This window comes from Nocardia wallacei (assembly GCF_029869545.1).
Classification (GTDB): Bacteria; Actinomycetota; Actinomycetes; order Mycobacteriales; family Mycobacteriaceae; genus Nocardia; species Nocardia wallacei_A.
Genome location: NZ_JARWQD010000356.1, coordinates 1 through 20,371, shown reverse-complemented (window position 1 = coordinate 20,371; position 20,371 = coordinate 1). Strand labels below are relative to the sequence as shown.

The following is a 20,371-nucleotide window of genomic DNA, read 5'->3' as shown; positions in this document are numbered from 1 at the left end:
CGTCATTGGCCCGGGCTCCAGGCTGCCTGGAACAGGTCGTTGCCCGCGCGGGTGATGAGAGTTCCCCGGCCCGGCGGCATCTCGCTCGGCCGCACATTCCCCAGTAGCTGGCCCTCGTCGCGATTGCCGCTCATGATCAGGCCGATGGCGCCGACATCGCGCATTCGCGAGATCACCGGGTCGTACATCGCCCGCGAGGCGCCGCCCGAGCGGCGGGCCACGATCAGGTGGAATCCGAGATCCTTTGCGTGCGCCAGGAATTCGACCAGGACGGCGATCGGGTTACCGGACGACGTGACCACCAGGTCGTAATCGTCGACAATCACGTAGACATCGGGACCCGACCACCAGGAACGGTCACGCAACTGCTGCTGCGTGATGTCCGGACCGGGCATGCGGTCCTTCAGCAGTGCGGCCAACTGCTGCGCCAGCGACGTCAGCACCTCTTCCGAGGGCGCGTACCCGGCGAGGTGCTCGGTCTCGATCAGGCCCAGCATCGTGCGCCGGTAGTCGGCGAGGACGATCTTGGCCTGGTCGGGCCGGTTGGATTGGACGATGCCCTGGACGATCGTGCGGAGCAGGTTCGTCTTACCGCTCTCGCTGTCACCGAAGGCCAGGAAATGCGACTGCTCTTCGAAATTGAAGAAGACCGGCGCCAATTCGGATTCGTTGAGGCCGACCGGAATCTGGGCGTTCTTGCGGCTCGGGTCGAGGGTGGCGGGCCAGCCGTTGAGCATGTGCAGCAGCTGATCGCGCGTGAAGGTATCGGGCAGCATGCGGACGACCGGAGCCGGGCGACCCGGGGTCCGGGCGGCGATCTCGCTGACCGCGGCGGCCACGCCCGTGCTCAGGTCCACCGGGTTCGAGCTGCCGTCCACCCGCGGCAACGCGGTGAGCATGTGCAGGGCGTCGGGCGTCATGCCGCGGCCGGGGCGGCCCTGCGGGACCAGGGCGGCGACCTTGCGGCCGAAGTCGGAGTCCATCGGATCGCCGAGCCGCAGCTCGATGCGGGTGCCGATCTGATCCTTCAGTGCCGGACGGGCTTCCATCCAGCGCGACAGCGACAGCACGACGTGGACGCCGTAGGACAGGCCCTGGGCGGCGAGGTTGGTGATCGGCTGCTCGAGCGGGTCGAAATCCTGGCGGATCGAGCCGTAGCCGTCGATGACCAGGAAGACGTCGCCGAACGGATCCTCGTGCACCCCGGCCACGCCCGGGCTGCTGCCCGGATCGGCGGCCCGCATCCGGCGGAACTCCGCCATGGACTCGACACCCAGCTGGCGGAATCGCAATTCGCGCTGGCGGACGATGGTCTGCATCTCGGAGATGGTGCGGCGCACCTTGTCGACGTCCAGGCGGCTCGCGACCGAACCCACATGCGGCAGGCCCTCGAGGCTGGCCAGCGTGCCACCACCGAAATCCAGGCAGTAGAACTGCACCTGCTCGGCGGTGTGGGTCAGCGACATCGCCATGATCATCGAGCGCAGCGCGGTCGACTTACCGGACTGCGGGCCACCGACGATCGCGACATTGCCGCGCGAGCCGGACAGGTCGACGACGTACGGGTCGCGGCGCTGGTCGTAGGGCCGGTCGACGATGCCGATCGGCGCCCGCAGGTTCGCCACCTGGTTGTACTCGCCGGTGAGGATCGAGCGCGGGATGAGCTGGTCCAGGGTGGGCGCCGCGTCCAGCGGCGGCAGCCAGATCTCGTGGGCGCGGCGGCCGTGGCCCTGGATGCGCGACACCAGCATGTCGAGGTTGGAGATCTTCTCGCCCTCGTCCTTGGACTGCTCCACCACCACCGGCTCCTGCGGCAGCGGAAGCCGGTCGCTGGGGCGGAAATTCACGTGACCGGCGGAGAAGGCCCGGGCGTTGATATCGATCTCGCCGCCCGCGATACCGGCCTGGGTGACCTCGCGCTGCGCGCCGCCGCCGACGTAGGTGCCCGAGACGTAGGACGCCTGGAAGCGCCGGATCTCGCCGTCACCGGCCTTCAGGTAGCCGCCACCCGGGCTGGGTGGCAGGTTGTAGGCGTCGGGCACGCCCAGCACCTGACGAGACTCGTTGGCGGAGAACGTCTTCAGGCCGATCCGGTAGGACAGGTGGGTCTCCAGGCCCTTCAGCTTGCCCTCTTCCAGGCGCTGCGAGGCCAGCAGCAGATGCACGTGCAGCGAGCGGCCCAGCCGGCCGATCATCACGAACAGTTCCGCGAAATCCGGGTGCTGCGACAGCAGTTCGGAGAACTCGTCGAGCACGACGAACAGCGCGGGCAGCGGGTCCAGGTCGGCACCGGCGGCGCGGGCCTTCTCGTACTCGCCGACGTTGGCGAAGTTACCGGCCGAGCGCAGCACCTCCTGGCGGCGGTTCATCTCACCGGCCAGGGCGTCCTTCATACGGTCGACGAGGTCGGCCTCCTCCTCCAGGTTGGTGATGACGGCCGCGACATGCGGGACGCCCTCCAAGCCGAGGAAGGTCGCACCACCCTTGAAGTCGACGAGGACCAGGTTGAGCTGGTCGGGCGAGTGCGTCGCCAGCTGCGAAAGCACCAGCGTGCGAAGGAATTCCGACTTACCGGAACCGGTGGCGCCGATGCACAGGCCGTGCGGGCCCATGCCGTTCTCGGCGGCCTCCTTGATGTCCAGATACACCGGCAGCCCGTCGGCGCCCACGCCGAACGGCACGCGCAGGCGCTCCCGACCGTAGCGCGGCTTCCAGGCGTACTCCGGGTTGAACGTGCCGATATCGCCGAGGCCCATCAGCTGCGACCACGACGAGATGACCTCGGCGCTCTCCTCGGCCGCCACATCGCTGCCGCGCTGCACGGCCACCCGGAACGGGGCCAGGCGGCGGGCCACCTGCTCGGCCTGGCGGGCGCTGATCCGGTCGATCAGCGCGAAGCGCTCCATATTGCCGGTGGCGCCGCGGCCTACGCACTCGCCGTTCTCCACCACCATCTGGATACCGCGCGAAACCGCCAGGCGCGGAGCGTAATTGCACAGATCGATGACCGTGACGCCCTCGTAGCCGGACTCGCGCAGGCTGTCCTCTTCGGCCTCGAGCAGGCCGCCGTCGACCACGATGATGATGTGCACCAGGTTCTGATTGGCCGGTTGGTTCCGCGAGTACCGAACCCGGTTGTGCAGCAGCGGATTCAGGCCCGCGGCCATCTCGCGGACCGAGCCGTACACCATGCGCTCGGTGCCGACGCCGTCCTGCGATTCGGGATGCTGGGTGTGCGGGAGCCACTTGGTCCACTCCCACTCGCGCATGGTGTCGGCGCCGCAGACCACCGCGACCAGGACCTGGTCCGGCGCCTGGAACATGCACAGCTGCAACAGCATTGCGCGCGTCATGTCCCGGGCCTGGGTGCGGTCGCCGTTGAGCTGGATGGTGGCGAAACCCTTCACCGCGATCGCGGTCGGCAGGTCCACCACCGTGGAATGCGTGCGCACGAACCGGCGCAGCGAGACCGCGGCGATCGGCTCCAGCTCCTCGACCGGGCCGGTCTCCGGCGAGACCAGGCGGGTCGCCAGCCGCTGACCGCCCAGGCCGATGCGGGCGTGGCAGAAGTCCTTGTCGCCGGGGCGGCGCTCCCACATGCGGCTGGTACCGGCGAGCATCCAGATCAGGCCGGGCTCCGGGTGACTCCACTCCACGGCCTCGCGCTGCTGGCGGGCGGTCTCGTCGACATCCTTGCGGACCTGGTCGAGATAGCGCAGATAATCCTTGCGGTCCTCGTTGGCCTCGGCCGCCTTCTGGCCCTTCCCGCCCTGACCGGCGAACATGCCGACCATCGAGAAGACCATCATCATCGGGAACATCATGCTCATCGGGTTGGAGGCGATGCCCCCGCCCTGCGTGAACAGCAGGGCCATCATCCCGACCATGCCGACGATCATCACCACCGGCATGAGCTTCTGGATCAGGCTGCCCGGTACCGCGCGCGGGATCTCCGGCGGCGGCTGCAGGGTGACCTCGCCACCGGGCGCTCTCGGAACCTCCCGGCGTTGACGGCGCTGGAACCGGACGGTGCTCATCGACGGAAGATCCCCCTTCGCGGCAGTGCTAGCGGCCTCAGTGTAGAGCGCACTGCCGACATGACGTACAGTTCGGAGGCATTCTGCACGGACCGGCCGCGCGACCGCAAACCGGGGCGGATGCGGAAACCCGAGGTAGAGACGGAGTTGGGGGAAGCGTGACGCACGCGCGACTGGAACATATCGAGGAAGATTCGAGCCGCGGGATCGTCCGGGCGCCCGATCTCGCCCGCGTAACCATTCTCGCCAAACACACCCAGGTGGACATGGCCATTCCGGTCGACGTCCCGGTCGCACTCGTCATTCCCAGCGTCGTCGACATGGTCGCGCAGCACAGCCGCCACAACGACTTCGACAACTCCGGTGAACAATTCCAGCCCGCCGAATGGGTGCTGGCGCGCATCGGCCAGCCGCCGTTCTCCAATTCGCTGAGCCTCGGCGAGCAGGGCGTGCGCGACGGCGAACTGCTGATGCTGGAGAGCGCCGACCACGTGGCGCCGACGCCGCTGTTCGACGACATCATGTACAACGTCGCGATCGCCGATGCCGATCACTTCCGCACCTGGTCGCCGGGGGTCGCGCGGGTCACCGGGTCCGTCATCGCCGTGCTGACCATGCTGGTCGGCTGCGCCGGGCTGCTCACCGCGCCGGATGCGCTGTCGGGCTACGTCACCGGGTCGATCGCCGCATTCATCGCCATCCTGCTGGTGATCGCCGCGACCGTGCTGAGCCGGATGTACGGCGATCGTTCCACGGCCCTGATCCTCGGCGGCTGCGCGCTGCCCGCCGCGTTCACCGCGGGCATGCTGCTGGTCCCCGATCACTACGGCTGGGCGAACATACTGCTGGGGGCGGTGCTCGTCGGTGCCACCTCGATTCTCGCGTGGCGGGTCAGCGGGGTGGGCCTGGCGCTGTTCATCGGCACCACCACGCTGTCGGTGTTCGCCGTCCCGGCGGCCCTCGTGGGGCTGCTGACGTCGCAGCCGGTGAAGGCCATCGGCGCCGTCGCCGCGGCGCTCGCCCTGGCGGGCCTGTCGCTGTCGCCGCGGGTGTCGATGCTGCTGTCCAAGCTGCCGCTGCCCCCGGTGCCCTCGCCGGGCACCCCGATCGACCCCACCGAGGACGATCCCGACGACCATCGCGCGCTGCCGACCATGGAGGCGCTGCGCGCGAAATCCGAACGGGCACGGATGTATCTGGCCGGTCTGGTCACCGCGACGACGCTGGTGACCGTCGTCGGCGTGCTGGCCGCCACCGACCCCGGGGCCGACAACCCGTTCTGGCCCGGAGTCGCGCTGGCGCTGGTGGGCTCGGTCGTGCTGATGTTCCGCAGCCGCACCTACGCCGGCGCCGAACAGGCCGTGGTGCTGCTCGGCGGCGGCGCCACCATTCTGCTGGCCATGATGATCGCGGCCGCGCTCACTATGGAGCAGCCGCTGGCGGTGTTCGGCGCGGCCATGATCATGCTGATCGGCGCGCTGGTCCTCGGCCTCATCGTGCCCAACCAGTCCGCCACCCCGCCCATGCGCCGGGCCGTCGAACTGCTGGAATACGCCTTCGTCGCCGCGGTCATACCCCTGGTGTTCTGGGTGGCCGAGCTGTACACGCTGATTCGTTCGCTCTGAGCCGGGCGGATTGATATGACTTCGAACCGATTGGGGCGCAGCCATTTTCGCGTCCTCAGGACGGTCGCCGCGACGTCCGTTCTGGCCCTCAGCGCGACCGTCGGATTCGGCGCCACAGGCCCGGGTGTTGCCTACGCCGGAAGACCGGTGGTAGATCCCGGTCCTCCGCCGTCGGGTGGAAGTGCGGCACCGCTGGAAGCAACCGAACGACCTGCCAATGCGGCGTGCCTGTCGACCGGCACCGGCGGTGACGGGGCGGCCGTTCCGCCTGCGCAAGCAGCGCTCGATCTCCCGGCGGCGTGGGCGTTTTCGAAGGGTGCCGGACAACTGATTGCGGTGATCGATACCGGAGTCGCGCGCCACCCCAGGCTACCGGGGCTGATTCCCGGGGGTGACTATGTGAGTCAGGGCGACGGTACCGAAGACTGCGATGCCCACGGCACCCTCGTGGCCGGGCTCATCGCCGCGACAGAGGAGCCGGGCCAAGGCTTCGCGGGTGTGGCGCCGGAGGCACAGATTCTCGCCATCCGGCAGCAGAGCAAGCTCTACCAGCGGAAGGGCGCAGGGCAGGATAAACCACCGGATGCGCTGCCCGACGCGTACGGAAGCACGGAAACGATGGCGAGGGCGATCGTTCGCGCGGCTGACATGGGTGCGCGCGTCATCAATATCTCCGAAGTCGCGTGTAAACCGGTAGGACAGACTCTCGTGGATCGCACCCTCGGCGCCGCCATCCGATACGCCGTCGACGAGAAGGACGTCGTCATCGTGACGGCCGCCGGGAACAAAGAGGGCGACTGCAAAAATGCCGATACGGTTATCGACCCACTGGACCCCGCGGGAGATCCGTGGGACAAAATGAAGGTGGACGTCTCACCGGCCCATTTCGACGACTATGTACTCTCGGTCGGTTCGATCGACGTCAATGGACAGCCGTCGAAATTCACAGTACCTGGGCCATGGGTCGGTGTGGCGGCTCCAGGCGAGAATATTGTCTCGCTCGACCCGTTGTTCGACAGCCCCGGCAGCCGGGGAACCGTAGTCAACACTGCCAATCAGCAAGGACAGTTGGGACCGGTCCAAGGCACCAGCTTCGCTTCTCCCTATGTAGCCGGGGTGGCCGCCTTGGTTCGATCGCGCTTTCCCGAGTTGAGCGCACCAGAAGTGATCAAGCGCATAGAGGCCACAGCCCACGCACCCGCCGAAGGTTGGAATCCGTACATCGGCTACGGCGCTGTCGACCCGGTTGCCGCCCTCACCGCTGAGGTGCCGAATCAATTGCCGCCAAAGCGCCCCAGCCCCGCCAAGAGCATACAACTGGCGGTGCCGAAGGCTCCGCCACCGACGGACAATACTGCACGCAATGTCGCACTGATCGGTACCGGCGTCATCGCGGTGCTCCTCACCCTCGGCTACCTGGCGTCGTTTCCCATCCGGCGCAAGCTCGGCGTTCACGAGGACCGGTAGGCCCGCTACCCGCATCCAAGTGCGGCCGCTTCGCCAAGCGTAGCGCACGGAAGCCTGAGTGCAAGTGGCACAAGGTTTTCACCGCGCGCTCACCGGACTGTCGGATGGGGCGATCACCGATCGAAGCGCCAGCGGGTGGCGCCGAACGGTTCGACGGTGGCGAGTGCGGTCACGCTGTGTGGGGTGATGCGGTAGACGTGCCACGGCGGTTTGCCCGCGGACTGGGCACTGAACTCCGCGGTCAGGGCCGTGCCCGACTCGTCGACGCGGGCGGGCCAGCCGTCCGCGGCCCAGTGCGCGGCCATGTCCGCGACCGTCGCGGGGTCGGTGATGATCTCGGCGGTGCCCTCGACGACCAGATCGAATTCGTGGGTGGCCAGGCTGAGCGCGCAGCGTGGGTCGTGGGCGAGGTTGCGGCCCTTGCGGGTTCGCTTGCCGGTCTCGAACCAGAACGTGCCGTCGACCCACAGTGCGCCGACGCCGGTCACGTGCGGGCTGCCGTCCTGGTTGAGGGTGGTGAGCCAGCAGGTGTGGCGGTCCGGGCCGCCACCGCCGGGCTCCTGGGGAAATCCGGCGTCGAGCCGGGCCTGGACCTCGTCCCAGCTCATAGCCTGCTGGTCGTACAGCTCGGCGAGATTGATCGTCTCCATAGAGATACGACTTCCTTCCCGTTCCCGATTCATCGGTTCCGGCGACTACACAACCCGCGATGTGGCAACGGCGGGACGGTGACCGACGATAGTTTCGATGCACCCACGGTCAGCCGCTCAGGGCTATCCGACGATCGATCAAGGCAGTATCCGCATGGCTCAGACCGGTATTCACACAGTTCCCAGCCGTCGTGTCGCCTGGGAACGCGCCACCAACATTCCGATGGGGGTGCTGGCGGTCGCCTTCCTCGGCATCTACGCCTGGCATGTTCTCGACACGGGAGCCTCACCGACGCTGGACGCCTGGCTGACGGCCGCCGACATCACGATCTGGGTGATCTTCGCGGCGGACTTCCTGATCCGGGTCGGATTGTCCACGCGGCGTTGGCGATTCCTGCGCACACACCCGCTGGAGTTGCTGATCGTCATACTCCCGCCGATCCGCCCGCTGCGACTGCTGCGGGCCGCGCTGCTGGTGCTGGACACGTTGAACCGCAACACGTTCAACCGCATGCGCCTGTCGATCTTCGTCGGCGTCAGTTCGCTGCTGGTCGTCTTCCTGTGCAGCCTAGCGATGTTCGACGCCGAATACGGCGCGCCGGACGCCAAGGTCCAGAGCTTCGGCGACGCCCTGTGGTGGGCGGCCGTCTCGGTGACCACCGTCGGCTACGGCGACTACTACCCGGTCACCACCGAGGGCCGCCTGGTCGCCCTGATCCTGATGACCTTCGGCATCGGCCTGATCAGCTTCGCCATCGGCACCACCACCAGCTGGGTCCTCGACCAGCTGAAGACCGTGGAGGAATCCACCGAACGCACCGACATCGAGGTAGGCAAACTCGTCGACGAGATCCGCGCCCTACGCACCCAGGTCGCGGCCTTGCACTCCCCCACCGACACAGCCCCGATCAGCGCACCGGCTCAGGGGTCGTGACCAGACTTCCGCGGCCGTCCGCGGCCGTTTCATACATCCGCCACATCGACAGTTCGTCGTCGTAGGACTGCAGCCGCTCGAAGGCCTGCTCGACGGTCCGGCCCGCCGTGAGCTCGTAGAACAACAGCAGGATGGCGAAGACGCTCGCATGCCCGTACGGCGCGTCACTCGGCGCGATGTAGCGGCGGGCCCCCGCGTCGAGAAATGCCCGCGCCAGCCCCGGATTGCCCGTATCGCATCCGGTGCACAGAACGGTACTTCCCGGGAATCGCAGATACTTTCGCACCTCGTCCGGGCCGAGCCGCGAGTTGAACGGTTGTTTCGCCGCCACCTCGCCGCCCAGTTCCGGCATCAGGATCACGTCGTCACCGCCGTGGCAGCACACGATCACGTACGGCGCGACGGCGCGGTCCCCGCCGAAGGCGGCGAGCAGATGCCTAGCCTGGCCGATCGACATGTAGTTGACCTGGATACCGAAGTCCTCCAGGACATCTCGCAGCATCCTGGACGAATTCAGTTCTGGCCGGTGGCCGCGGTCTTGTCGTCCTTGGACTGCACCAGTTCCTTGGCCGGGTTCGGGTCCGGGGCGACGCCGTCGTGGGCGACCATCGCCTCCTGGCGGCCGAGGGTGGGGCCGGATGCGAGCATGCCGACGATCGGCCATGGTGCCGGTTCGGGCTTGGCCTTCTCCGCGTCCATACCCAATGCCTTGGCGGCGTCGTTGTCCTTGATGCCGTAGCGAACTCCGGTGTCGGCGATGAAGAACTGGCTGTCGCGGCGCTGGCTGTCCGGCTCGATACCCGTGGTCTGCACGAAGACCCCGGAACCCGGCGTGGAGTAGAACGCGTCGACATTCGGGCCCGAAGCATCGGCCTGCGCCAGCGGTGTCGGCTTCGAGTTGTCGGGCAGCGGCAGCATGCGGCCCGTGATCAGCGACAGTTCGGCGTGCCTGCTGCCGTCGGCCTTCTCGGCGGCCCCGGCCATCGGTTTCCACGACAGACAGCCGACCGGCTGATCCTTCACATCGACGATCTTCGGGGCGGTCTCCGGGTACTTCGACACCTGCAGTTCGGTGGACGTCGGCGCATTGGCGCTGTCGTACTGGGTGATCGACGCGTTCTGCGACACCGTCGGACTGGAATTGCGGATGATATCCGCGGTCAGCGGCGACACCGCCTGCAGGCCGTCGCGCAGGACGACAAAGTACTGATCTTTGGTGTCGACATGCACCACATCGCCGATGCGGTGGTTGCCGCCCCCCAATGAATAGGTGGGCAGGCCGCCCGGGTCGTCGATCGTCGGCGGAATTATCTTCTGCACCTCGGGAATCGAGTTCAGCAGGCCCTCGCTGATCGGCCGGGGCGTCATGCCGCGGATCCGCAACGCGTTGGTGACCCTGGGGTCGTTCATGTCCACCCGCGCGCGCTGGTTGTCGTAGATCAGGTAGGTGGCGTCGCGGCCGCGCACGAGCATCGCCGCATCGTGGCCCATGGTGGCGGCCTTCTCGCCCAGCATCGGGTCGCCCGCCAGCACCGTGGTGGTCAGGCCGCGACTGCCGTCGTTGCTCATCTCGTCGCAGATCGTCCAGCTGCGGCCCTTGCCGCCGGTGTCGAAGTTCAGCGAGGCGGGCGCGCCGGGGATGCCGATGAGCGTGCCGCGCGGCTTCTTCGCCAGCTCCGACTCCTTGATCGACTCGGCCTTGGCGGGCTCTCCGACCGCCAGCCGCGCCGAGGCCAGATTCAGCGCCGGGTGCACGACGCCATCGATCACGGCGTACACCGCGCCGGAGTCCTTGCCGAGCAGAATCTTGTTGTCGCCGATCGCACCCTGCGGACGCAGCAGCGCCAGCACGCCGCAGCCCGCCAGCGCCACGATGCCCAGCACCAGTCCCGCCGCGTAGGCCCGCGACTGCGAACGCATCGGGTCGTGCAACATGCGAACGTCCCGGCGCACCAGGGCATGTTCCATCCGCCGTACCAGGAAGCGGTAACCGCTCACCTGCCAGCGAGTGGTGGGTCTTGAAGGCATAAAGGCTCCCCCGAACAGTGCTCACGTCCGCACAACACAGTACAGTTCACCGGGACTGAAGTTCAGCTCGGCCGCCGAAATGGCCGACACCGGGTACCTGGGGGACGATGATGGCCGAACCGAGCGGCACGCACAACCGCCCGCTGTTTGGACGGATCTCGCTACCGAACCTGCTGGTGGCGCAGATATTCGGACTAGTGGTCGGGGTGATCGTGCTGGTCGTGGGCGTGCCGTGGTGGTATGCCCTGGCCGCGGCGGTCGGGGCCGGGCTGCTGGTGCTGATCCCGCTCGGCAAGCGCACGCTGGCCGACTGGATCGCGACGATCTGGCGGTACCGCACCCGTCGCGGTTACGAGCTCGGCGACACCGTCGACTTCCGCGGTCCCGACGGCCGCTCGCTCGGGTTGTATTGGGAGGGCAGCCGGGTGGTCGCGGTCGTCGAGGTGCTGGCGCCCCGGGGCGGGCTGACCCGCATCGACCGCAATACCGTGCACGCCTCGCACCTGCTGCCGCTGCCCGAGCTGGCGCAGTGCCTCAACCAGCACGACATCCTGCTCAGCGGCATCGACATCATCAGCCACGGCCACCGCAGCCGTTCGGGCACACCGGCCGGGCCGATCTACGAATCGCTGCTGGGCCCGCTGCCCGCCACCGCGCACCGCACGGTGTGGCTGGCGATCAGTTTCGACGCGCTGGCCTGCCCGGATGCCGCCGATCGCCGCGGCGGCGGGACGGCGGGGGCCTGCCGCGCCGTCACCATCGCGACCCAGCGCATCGTGCGCGCGCTCGAGGATGCCGACTGCGCGTCGCGCGTGCTCACCGCGCCCGAGATCAAGAAGGCGGTGCTGCAGGTCACCGCCGGTGTGGACGCGCGCACGCTCAGCCACCGCTGGCGCTACGCCGAGCTCGGCAACGGCGTCAATATCGGCGCGGCCGTCGATCCGAAGCAGCTCGGTTCGGACCTGCTGGCGCAGCTGTGGGTGGCGCCCTCGCGGGGCACCACCGTGGCCGTGCGGCTGCGGCCGGGCAGCTCCGCGGAGGCGGTGAATGTCGGCGCCGCCTGGCGCCTGACCACCCGGGAGCTGCCGGAGAAGCAGCGCCGCAAGGGCATGGTGTCGCTGAACGGGCGGCATCGGCAGAGCCTGCTCGCGCACCTGCCGATCGGCATTCCCGACGTCGACGACACGGTGCCGCTGAGCGAGTATCCGATCGACGTGATCGGGGCGCTGCATCTGCCGTCGTCGGGCTGCGGTCAGCTGATCGGCTCCGACGACGAGGGCAACGGCGTGGCGATCCGCCTTGTCGGACAGGGCATTTCGACCGTGTACGTGGCCGGAGAGCTGTATCTGGCACAGCAGCTGGTGTTCCGGGCGCTGGCCGTCGGCGAGCGCATCCTCATCCGCACCGATCGCCCGCACGCCTGGCAGCAGCTGGTGGAGACCATCGGCAATCCGGAGCGGCTGACGATCGCCGTCGAAACCCACCAGAGCGACGCGAATTTCACCGCCGCCGTGGTCGACGGCGTGCTGGCGCCGGCCCCGCACGCCGGTGTCACCACCATCTACGTGACCGGCGACCCCATGGGCTGGCCGGCCACCCGCCCGGACCTGCAGATCCACCAGCCGGGCGCGATCGGCAACCACGTTATCCTGCGCACCGGGACCGCCCAGGTCGACCTGACGCTGGTGTCGATCCCCCGCGAGACCACCTACATCGGACAGCCGCGCGGGCAGCGGCGCGCCATGGCGAGCCAGTAGCCCGCAACCTCAGCCCGGGTACGGATCGGCGGCGCGCGCGGCCCGAAGATGGCGGCCCCACCAGGACAGTTGGCGGAGCAGGCGCTGGGCGGCGTCCTTCGCGGCGCCGTCCTCGGTCTCGCCGTCCGCGTCGAATTTGTGCTTGGCCTGGTGGAAGCTGACGGCTTCACGAATCGACACCATATGGACCTCGGCGACCACCTGGCGCAACTGTTCGATGGCGCGCAGGCCACCGGACAACCCGCCGTACCCGACGAAACCGATGGGCTTGGCCCGCCATTCGTGTTTGGCGGTGTCCAGCGCGGTCTTGAGCGAGGCCGGATAACCGTGGTTGTACTCGGAGGTGACGACGACGAAAGCGTCTGCGGCCGCGAGCCGTTCGCGATAGGCACGGGCCTGCAGCGTCGGCGACAGATCGGTGGGCAGCGGGGTGTCCAGGAGATCGATGACCCCGATGTCGAACTCCGGATAGGCCCGCGCGGTGCGCAGGAACCAGTCGGCGACGACGGGCGCGAACCGTTCCGGCCGCACGCTGGCGACGATGACCTCGAGGCGCAGCGGGGTGTCCATACCGCGAGCCTAGACGCGCCGAGTCCGGGGGCCGATATCGCCACCCTGGCACCACGCGCGCCGCGGATGGTGCACGATATTCGCTGGCTATCACCGCAGAGCAGGAAACCGGAGAACTCGGAGGAGGGGGCGTGGCGATGAGTGTCGGCGACTGGCTGCTGATCGAAACCCTCGCCGGACCCGAGAGCTGGTCGGTGCTGACGGTCGGCACCGCGCCGCGGCGGTGGAAGTCGTTGGCGCGCAGCGTCCCCGCGCGACTGCTGCCGATCGTCGCCGCCGCGCGGGCCACCGGCCGGACGGTGGAGCGCGAGCTGCCGCCATCGCGGCAGTGGTGGTCGCGGCAGGCGGCGCGGGCGATTCCGCTGGCCGGACCGGACGGGGGCGTGTACGGGATGCAGTTCGGGGTCGGGGTGGCCACGCGACGACCGTCGGTGGCGCCGTTCCTGATGGACGCGCGGACCCGCCGCACCGAGGTGCTCTCGGCCGGGCTGGGTCCGGCCTTCGACCGGGGGCGGTCGGTGTGGGTGGGTGCCGAATCCTTCGAGCACATCGAGCGTTTCGACGGCGCGCTGGACTTCGTGGCGACCGTCTCCCGGGCGGAGCCGGGATCGCGCTGGATGGGCACCTGCACCGTGCGCACACCGACGGGCCTGCGCACCCTGCTGATCGCCGCGCGCAACGGCGACGATCCGCACAGCTGGCGCGGGCTGCTCGCGGATGTGACCGAAAGCGTTCCACCGCAGGGGAAATCGTTCGAGGCCGCCACGGTGGACACCCTGGTCAGCACGAATCCCGGGCTCTATCTGGCGGTGGTCGACACCGCACGGGTCCGGGTGATCCGGTGGATCAGCGAACCCCTGCCGGGCCTGCGCTGGACCGGCGAAACCGATGAGCGCACGCTGCCGCATCCCGACGACCGGGATCGAATTCTGGCCGCGCGCAACGATATTCTGGCCGGGGCCCCGGTGAGCACGATCGCCGGGCTGCGGCTGGCAGCGCACGACGGTGACTGGCTGACCGTCGATGCCGAGGCGTCGCCCCTGCCCTTCGGCCCGCCGGATGCCGGGCCACCTCAGTTCGCTCTCATTCGTTTCGAGCTGGGGGGTGCTTGATTGCCCGGCTCTCCGCTCGGGTACGTGGATCAAGGAACGCCGCATGCAGGGCGTGGGCTTCCTGTGGCGGTCAGGGGCGGGTGGTGTCGGGGGCCTTCGCGTAGTCGGTCAGCCCCTGGGCGGGCGCGATGGCGGGCGCGAAACCCAGTGCGCGGTGAGCGCGTTCGGGGTGGGCGGCGATGTGGCGGACATCGGTTACCCGATACTGGCCGCTGACCACCGGGTGCGGTCCACCGCGGGCCCGGGACATGATCGAGGCCACTTCCCAGAGTGTGATCGGGTGGCCCGAGGCGATGTTCAGCGGCACGAATCCCGGCAGCGGGCGGTGCACGGCGGCGACCGTCGCGGCGGCGACATCGCGCACGTGGACGAAATCGCGGATCTGGCCGCCGTCTTCGAAGACGAACGGGGCCCGCCCCGCCTCCAGTTCGGCGCGGAAGCGGGCGGCCACCCCGGAATGCGCCGCGAGCGCGGCGCCACCGGCGACCGGATCGCCGTAGATGTGGTGGTAGCGCAGCACGGTCACCGCGCCGCCGGTCGTCGCGCCCCATGCCAGGGCGTAGTGCTCCTGCGCCAGTTTGCTTGCGGCATAGGCGGTCCGGGGACGCAGCGGCGCGTCCTCGCCGACCGGTTCCCAGGTCAGGATCTCCCCGGTGCGCGGCGCCCGATGATCGAACATGCCGCGATCCAGGTCGGCGCGGCGCCGCATGCCCGGAAAATACGGTCCGCTGCGCGGCGCCCGGTAGCACCCCTCGCCGTACACCGAGACCGACGAGCCCAGCACCAGCCTGCGCACCCCCGCCCGCTCCATCGCCGCCAGCAATACCGCGGTCCCGAAGTCGTTGTGAGCGGCGAAAATCGGCGCGCCATGCATGGTCGGCGCATCCGGCCGCACCGCGCCCTGCCGCTCGGACGGCCGATCCCCACCCGGCCGAGGCGAAGACACCGGGTGGCCCGATCCGACGGGGTACGCGGATGTTCCAGGAGCGCCCGCACCCGGACCGGGCACAGCACCCGCCGCCGGACCGCTCGCCGGGCGCGTCGTCGGACCGGTCACAGGGCGCGCGGTCGGGCCGGATGGCGGGAGCGCGGTCGGGCCGGGCGCCGGGCGCGTGGTCGGGCCGGTGAGCGGATGCGCGGCATGGGGACCGCCATGGCGTCCGTCACCACCCAGGTGCCGCCCGACCGGTCGTGTATCCGGCCCCTCGGAAGGACCACCGCCGCTTGACGTTTCGGAACGGCCCGGCGGAGGAAGCTGTACCGCAGCGGGATCAGGTGCCCGGGGAGGGCTGTCTGCCGGGGCGATCTCTGAAGAACCGCCCGGCTCACCCGAATCTTCCGACTCGGTGGGTGCGGCACGCTGTCCGTCGCGGCCGCGTGGCGAGACAGGAGGGCAGGACGGGCCGGACTCCGATGGTGATTCGACAGCGTCCGATGGTGATTTCGGAGCGGCCTCGCGCATGTGCGCCGGCGCAGCGGGATCGGGCGGGGCCTGTACCGAGTCCGCTTGCGCCGCACCGGTATCCGATCCGGCGGGGCTCGATGGCGATTCGTCGCGAGTGGTGGTCGCGGGCGGGCCTTCTACCCGGACCGGTGGGGGCGATACGTCCCCGGTGGCGCGGTGCGGTTCGATACGTTGCGCGGCCGCCGTGGCGGGGCCCACCGAACCGGGCGGGACGGCGGCGGCCAGGTGGCAGACGACATCGATGCCGCGCAGCAGCGGCTCCAGGGCGTCCGGATCGCGGATGTCGACCACCGCAACCCCTTCGGGAGGCTGCGGGGCGGCGCCGTGCACGACCTCCAGCAGCGCGTCGATCGCCACCACCTCATGGCCCGCGGCGCTCAGGGCGCGATGGACGTGCGAGCCGACGAATCCGGCCGCACCGGTCAGCAGTACGCGCACGACGCCTCCTCGACCACCGAGCTCGTCGCCACCGCCCGTCTGCCCATGGGCTCAGGGTAGTTCGAACGGCAGCGACACCCCGGCATGAACACGGCAGCGATCGCAGGTGCCGGTGCCGTCGACCCGCGACACCGCCTGCCGGACAAGCTTCTTGAACGGCACCAGATTCCGTTCGAACTCCGCGAAGACCGCGGCGGCGCTCACCCCGTCACCGGCCTCCAGCCCCGCATCCAGATCAGTGACCAAAGCTATTGCGGCATAGCACATTTCGAGTTCGCGCGCGAGTACGGACTCGGGATATCCGGTCATGTTCACCAGTTCCCAGCCCTGCGCGGCGAACCAGCGGCTCTCCGCGCGGGTGGAGAATCGCGGCCCCTGCACCACGACCATCGTCCCCGCGGTCTTCATCGGCAGCTCGTCCACGGCGGATTGCGTTGCGGCCGTGCGCAGCTCGTCGCAGTAGGGATCGGCGAAGGACACGTGGACGCCGCCGTTGTCGAAGTAGGTCTGCGCCCGGCCGGAGGTGCGGTCCACCAGCTGATCCGGCACCGCCACGGTGCCCGGCCCCCAATCGGCGCGCAGGCTGCCGACCGCGCACGGCGCGAAGATCCGCCGCACCCCGATCGAGCGCAGGGCCCACATGTTCGCCTGATACGGCACGGTGTGCGGGGAGTACTCGTGCTTGCGGCCGTGCCGCGGCAGGAACGCCACCTGCCGCCCCTCGACCTCCCCGACGGTGATCGGCGCACTCGGCGCACCATAGGGCGTATCGATATCCAGCGTGGTCGCGTCGTCACCGAAGAAGTCGTAGAAGCCGCTGCCGCCGATGATGGCCAGCGCGGGCCGGGGAACCGAACTCATCCCTCGATTCTCGCGCACCCGCACCCACCACGCCCCGCGCACCCCGCGCTGACAAGACCGCCGGTTAGGTGTACCCTAGGGGGGTATTGAAGGCGATGGGCGGGAGTGAGGACGCAGCCGGTGACCGAGGACCAGACCACGACGGTGGCACAACCCAGCCACGACCACGCCAGCCACGGGTACATCACCGCCAAGGAGGACTACCTCAAGCGGCTGCGCCGCATCGAGGGTCAGGCCCGCGGCCTGCAACGCATGGTCGAGGAAGAAAAGTACTGCATCGACATCCTCACCCAGGTATCGGCGATGACCAAGGCCCTGCAGGCGGTCGCGATGGGCCTGCTCGAGGACCACATCAGCCACTGCGTCGTCGATGCCGCGGTCCAGGGCGGCCCCGAGGCCGACGCCAAGATCAAGGAGGCCACCGACGCCATCGCGCGCCTGGTGCGCTCGTGACCGAGCCCGTATCCACGATGCGTTGATCGGCGGATACGGGCTCGATCCTGCTCAGACCCGGGCGGCCAGGGCCGGGGCGAGGGCGCGCAGGGTCGCCATGTAGTCGTTGTCGAGGACCTGGACGGCGATCTGATCCGCACCGGCGGCGAGGTGGGCGACCAGGCCGTCGGCGATCTCGTCGGCCGTGCCGTGCAGGGCCAGGGCGTCGATCAGGCGGTCGCTGCCGGGCTTGGTGACATCCTCCTCGCCGAAGCCGAGGCGGCGCAGGTTGGAGACGTAGTTCTTCAGGCCGAGGTAGAACCCGACGCTGCCGCGACCGGTGGCACGAGCCCGGTCGACGTCGGTGTCCAGCGTGACCTTGTTCTCGGCGACCAGCAGCGAATCCGCGCCCAGGATCTCGCGGGCCTGGCGGGTGTGTTCCGGGACGGTGAGATACGGCAGCGCGCCCGCGGTCCGGTCGCGGGCCAGCTCGAGCACCCGCGGGCCGAGGGCGGCCAGGGCGCGGCGCTGTTTCGGCACTCCCGCCTCGTCGAGCGCGTCCAGGTACTCGACCAGCGCGTCGTAGGGCTTGCGATAGACCTGGTCGTGCTCGGGATGCCCCGCGCCCACGCCCAGAATGAAGCGACCGGGGAAGCGCGCCTCGATGCGGTGGAACGACTCGGCCACCTGCTTGGCGGGCGACGCCCAGATGTTCACGATGCTGGTCCCGACCTGCTGCGTCTCGGTGGCCTCCAGCAGCGATTCCACCACCGGCAGATCGGCCCCCGGCGAGGCGCCCAGCCACAGCGTGCCGTAACCGAGCGTCTCCAGTTCCCGCGCATCCTCGGGCGTGAACCCCGAGAAGTACCGCCACACCGCAAATCGTCCGAGTCCCTGAATCGTCATATCCCAAGCGAACCAGACTCCCACGACGAGTATTCCGCCTTCAGCGAGATCCGGCGCTCAGGACACTCCTGGATGTACGTGTACCGGGAGGGGTTTCGGGGGCATGGGCAGGACGCGTAGTCGGGCGTGCAGGACGACGTCGGTCACCTCGTGTGGTACGTCGTCGTTCTCGGGAGGCTCCGGCTCGATTCCGAGGTCGAGGGCGGCGCGCTCGTGCAGGGCCCGCGCGGCCAGCGCGGCCTCGACCTGCCATCGGAATTCGTCCGCCCCGATCGGCTCGCCGGGGACGGATTCGCGTTCGTCGGTCAGGCGGCGGGCCTCCGCCAGTCCCTCGCCGATGAACGGGGCCAGGTCGTTGGCGGCCCCGCAGTCCTCGTCGTCCACGAACAGCAGGACACCGTCCCGGCGCCCGGCCCGCTCGAAGCTGCCGAACAGCACCGATCCCTGACCGTCGGCCGTCGTCCAGCGCAGATATTCGCCCGGGGTGGTCGGCTGCTCGAGTTCGGCCACCCAGCCCGGGGCCTCGACTCCGGCCGCGGCCAGGCGCTCGGCCGCCTGCCGCGCGGCCGTGCGGGACGGTTCCGGGGTCAGCGCCGCGATGCAGTGCAGGAACGCCAGTCCGCCGGGGCCCGCCTGGCGCACGCCCTCGTCGATGAACATGGTCGCGAACGCCTCGTCGTACTCCGGGGTGGCGTAGGTCGCGGCCAGCAGGGATGCCGCCAGATACTCGCCGTCGACCGGGTCGTCCACGTCCTCGAGCCGCGCGATGGTGGCCTCGATATCGTCGACGAGCTCCTCGAATCCGCTTCTGTCGATGCCGACGTCGACCTCGTCGAGGTCGACCGCGTCGAGCTCCGGCGAGGCGACCGGTTCGGCCTCGCGAACCTGTTGCTTCTTGTTCTTCTTGCCTTTACGGCCACGACTCACCGGACTCATGTTGGGCGAGTCTGCCATCCCCGGCGCGTCGCTCCCACCACCAACTCGCGCAGCGATTCACCGAACGGGAAATCTGCTTTGACCAGCGCCCGGCATTCCGCACCGGACCTCAGCCGCCGCAGCAGCCGAGGTCTGGTGGGGCGGTGCGCGTTTCGCGGGTTTGGGCGTTGCGGGCGGCGAGGTCGGCGTCGGCGGGGTAGTCGACGGCGATCAGGCTCAGGCCGTGCGCGGGAGCGACGGTGACCGAGCTGGAGCGTTCGCGCTCGCGCAGCAGCCCGCCGACCCATTCCGGCGTCCGGCGGCCCTCCCCCACGGCCAGTACTGCGCCGACCAGGCTGCGGACCATGGACCAGCAGAAGGCGTCGGCGCTGACATAGGCCGTCAGCAGGTGCCCGCTGTCGGGCCTCCCGGCATCGGAATCCTCCGAGACGACCCAGTCGAAGCGCTGCAGCTCGCGGACGGTCGTCGCCCCCTCACGCCGACGGCAGAAGGCCGCGAAATCGTGCAGTCCCAACAGCTTTCGCGACGCCTCCCGCATCGCGTCCAGATCCACGGGACGGCACGGCACCACGCTGCGGGCCTGGAGCGGGGCGGCACCATAGGGCGCGGTGGTCAACCGGTACGCGTAATGACGGCGAACAGCGGAGAACCGGGCGTCGAACTCGGGCGGGGCGACGCGAATCCCGGTGACCCGCACATCCTTCGGCAGGAACCGCGCCAGCCGGTGAATCAGCTTGGGCCCGTCGAACTCCGCCGTGGTGTCGAAATGGGCGACCTGCCCCTCCGCATGCACCCCGGCATCGGTGCGACCGGCGACCGTGAGCTGGATCGGCTCGCGCAGCACCTTGCTCAGCGTCTCCTCCAGCACGCCCTGCACGGTGCGCAGGCCGGGTTGGCGCGCCCAGCCGGTGAAATCGGTGCCGTCGTAGGCGATATCGAGTCGTACTCGAATCGCAACGGTCTGCCGGGCCGAATCCGGACTGGTCACAGCCATCTCCTGGTTAACATGAGAGAAGCGCGCCCCCCCCGAGGGGGCGGCGGGCGCCCGAAATGAATTACGACGAGAGCGGGAGTCGTGCGTGTTGTGCTACGCCGGCGGCACCGCCCGCGCCGCCGCCCCCGCCCAAGCCCCGCGGCCGAACCCCCATGGGGC

At 69.3% G+C, this 20,371-nt stretch carries 16 protein-coding genes and 1 pseudogene; 6 read left to right on the top strand and 11 right to left on the bottom strand.

Annotated features, from left to right (window positions below):
- Positions 1-2: 2 nt before the first annotated feature.
- A complete protein-coding gene (gene eccCa / locus QH290_RS32710; RefSeq protein WP_280266822.1) occupies positions 3-4,037 on the bottom strand; it encodes a type VII secretion protein EccCa in 4,035 nt (1,344 codons plus the stop codon).
- Between the two features lie 158 nt (positions 4,038-4,195).
- Here eccCa and eccD point away from each other — a divergent pair, with 158 nt between their 5' ends.
- Entirely contained in the window at positions 4,196-5,662 is a 1,467-nt protein-coding gene (gene eccD, locus QH290_RS32705) for a type VII secretion integral membrane protein EccD (protein ID WP_280266823.1), read from the top strand.
- Positions 5,663-5,677: 15 nt separating this feature from the next.
- The gene (gene mycP / locus QH290_RS32700) at positions 5,678-7,129 is read left to right on the top strand and encodes a type VII secretion-associated serine protease mycosin (RefSeq protein WP_280387131.1); all 1,452 of its coding nucleotides are present in this window, start codon (positions 5,678-5,680) and stop codon (positions 7,127-7,129) included.
- 113 nt (positions 7,130-7,242) lie between these two features.
- Here the strand turns inward: mycP and QH290_RS32695 are convergent, their stop codons facing one another.
- Positions 7,243-7,779 (bottom strand): pyridoxamine 5'-phosphate oxidase family protein, encoded by a 537-nt coding sequence (locus QH290_RS32695; protein WP_280387129.1) that lies wholly within the window; start codon positions 7,777-7,779, stop codon positions 7,243-7,245.
- Positions 7,780-7,933: 154 nt separating this feature from the next.
- Between QH290_RS32695 and QH290_RS32690 the strand changes: the two genes are divergently transcribed.
- Positions 7,934-8,713 carry a potassium channel family protein gene (locus QH290_RS32690; RefSeq protein WP_280261796.1) on the top strand — a complete coding sequence of 260 codons (780 nt, stop codon included), beginning with the start codon at positions 7,934-7,936 and terminating at the stop codon, positions 8,711-8,713.
- Here QH290_RS32690 and QH290_RS32685 read toward each other — a convergent pair.
- Both QH290_RS32685 and eccB read right to left on the bottom strand, forming a co-directional pair.
- Positions 8,688-9,215, bottom strand: coding sequence for a hypothetical protein (locus tag QH290_RS32685; RefSeq protein WP_280387127.1), 528 nt, complete (start codon positions 9,213-9,215; stop codon positions 8,688-8,690). The two genes, QH290_RS32690 and QH290_RS32685, sit on opposite strands and share 26 nt — an antisense overlap.
- An 11-nt stretch (positions 9,216-9,226) precedes the next feature.
- The gene (gene eccB / locus QH290_RS32680; protein ID WP_280261801.1) at positions 9,227-10,741 is read right to left on the bottom strand and encodes a type VII secretion protein EccB; all 1,515 of its coding nucleotides are present in this window, start codon (positions 10,739-10,741) and stop codon (positions 9,227-9,229) included.
- A gap of 110 nt (positions 10,742-10,851) precedes the next feature.
- On the opposite strand from eccB, the gene eccE reads away from it, so the two are divergent.
- Positions 10,852-12,498 (top strand): type VII secretion protein EccE, encoded by a 1,647-nt coding sequence (gene eccE / locus QH290_RS32675; protein ID WP_280261816.1) that lies wholly within the window; start codon positions 10,852-10,854, stop codon positions 12,496-12,498.
- Positions 12,499-12,507: 9 nt separating this feature from the next.
- On the opposite strand, the gene QH290_RS32670 is transcribed toward eccE, so the two are convergent.
- Positions 12,508-13,068, bottom strand: coding sequence for an NADPH-dependent FMN reductase (locus QH290_RS32670; protein ID WP_280261803.1), 561 nt, complete (start codon positions 13,066-13,068; stop codon positions 12,508-12,510).
- Between the two features lie 137 nt (positions 13,069-13,205).
- Between QH290_RS32670 and QH290_RS32665 the strand changes: the two genes are divergently transcribed.
- Positions 13,206-14,180: a GAF domain-containing protein gene (locus tag QH290_RS32665; protein ID WP_280387155.1), complete on the top strand. Its 975-nt coding sequence runs from the start codon at positions 13,206-13,208 to the stop codon at positions 14,178-14,180.
- 70 nt (positions 14,181-14,250) lie between these two features.
- Here the strand turns inward: QH290_RS32665 and QH290_RS32660 are convergent, their stop codons facing one another.
- From QH290_RS32660 to QH290_RS32650, 3 genes and pseudogenes are all read right to left on the bottom strand, one after another.
- On the bottom strand, positions 14,251-15,126 hold the full coding sequence (locus QH290_RS32660; protein WP_425303682.1) for an NAD-dependent epimerase/dehydratase family protein: 876 nt from the start codon (positions 15,124-15,126) through the stop codon (positions 14,251-14,253).
- A gap of 720 nt (positions 15,127-15,846) precedes the next feature.
- Positions 15,847-16,083, bottom strand: a pseudogene (locus QH290_RS32655) (NAD-dependent epimerase/dehydratase family protein); the annotation flags it as partial.
- A 51-nt stretch (positions 16,084-16,134) separates the two neighbouring features.
- The gene (locus QH290_RS32650; protein WP_280387126.1) at positions 16,135-16,944 is read right to left on the bottom strand and encodes an S-methyl-5'-thioadenosine phosphorylase; all 810 of its coding nucleotides are present in this window, start codon (positions 16,942-16,944) and stop codon (positions 16,135-16,137) included.
- Positions 16,945-17,064: 120 nt separating this feature from the next.
- On the opposite strand from QH290_RS32650, the gene QH290_RS32645 reads away from it, so the two are divergent.
- Positions 17,065-17,397, top strand: coding sequence for a metal-sensitive transcriptional regulator (locus QH290_RS32645; RefSeq protein WP_280261808.1), 333 nt, complete (start codon positions 17,065-17,067; stop codon positions 17,395-17,397).
- Between the two features lie 51 nt (positions 17,398-17,448).
- Here QH290_RS32645 and QH290_RS32640 read toward each other — a convergent pair whose 3' ends face one another.
- From QH290_RS32640 to truA, 3 genes are all read right to left on the bottom strand, one after another.
- On the bottom strand, positions 17,449-18,282 hold the full coding sequence (locus tag QH290_RS32640; RefSeq protein WP_280387124.1) for an LLM class F420-dependent oxidoreductase: 834 nt from the start codon (positions 18,280-18,282) through the stop codon (positions 17,449-17,451).
- Positions 18,283-18,339: 57 nt separating this feature from the next.
- Positions 18,340-19,209: a hypothetical protein gene (locus QH290_RS32635; protein WP_280387122.1), complete on the bottom strand. Its 870-nt coding sequence runs from the start codon at positions 19,207-19,209 to the stop codon at positions 18,340-18,342.
- Between the two features lie 118 nt (positions 19,210-19,327).
- Positions 19,328-20,212, bottom strand: a complete 885-nt coding sequence (gene truA / locus QH290_RS32630) for a tRNA pseudouridine(38-40) synthase TruA (RefSeq protein WP_425303681.1) — start codon at positions 20,210-20,212, stop codon at positions 19,328-19,330.
- Positions 20,213-20,371 lie beyond the last annotated feature (159 nt).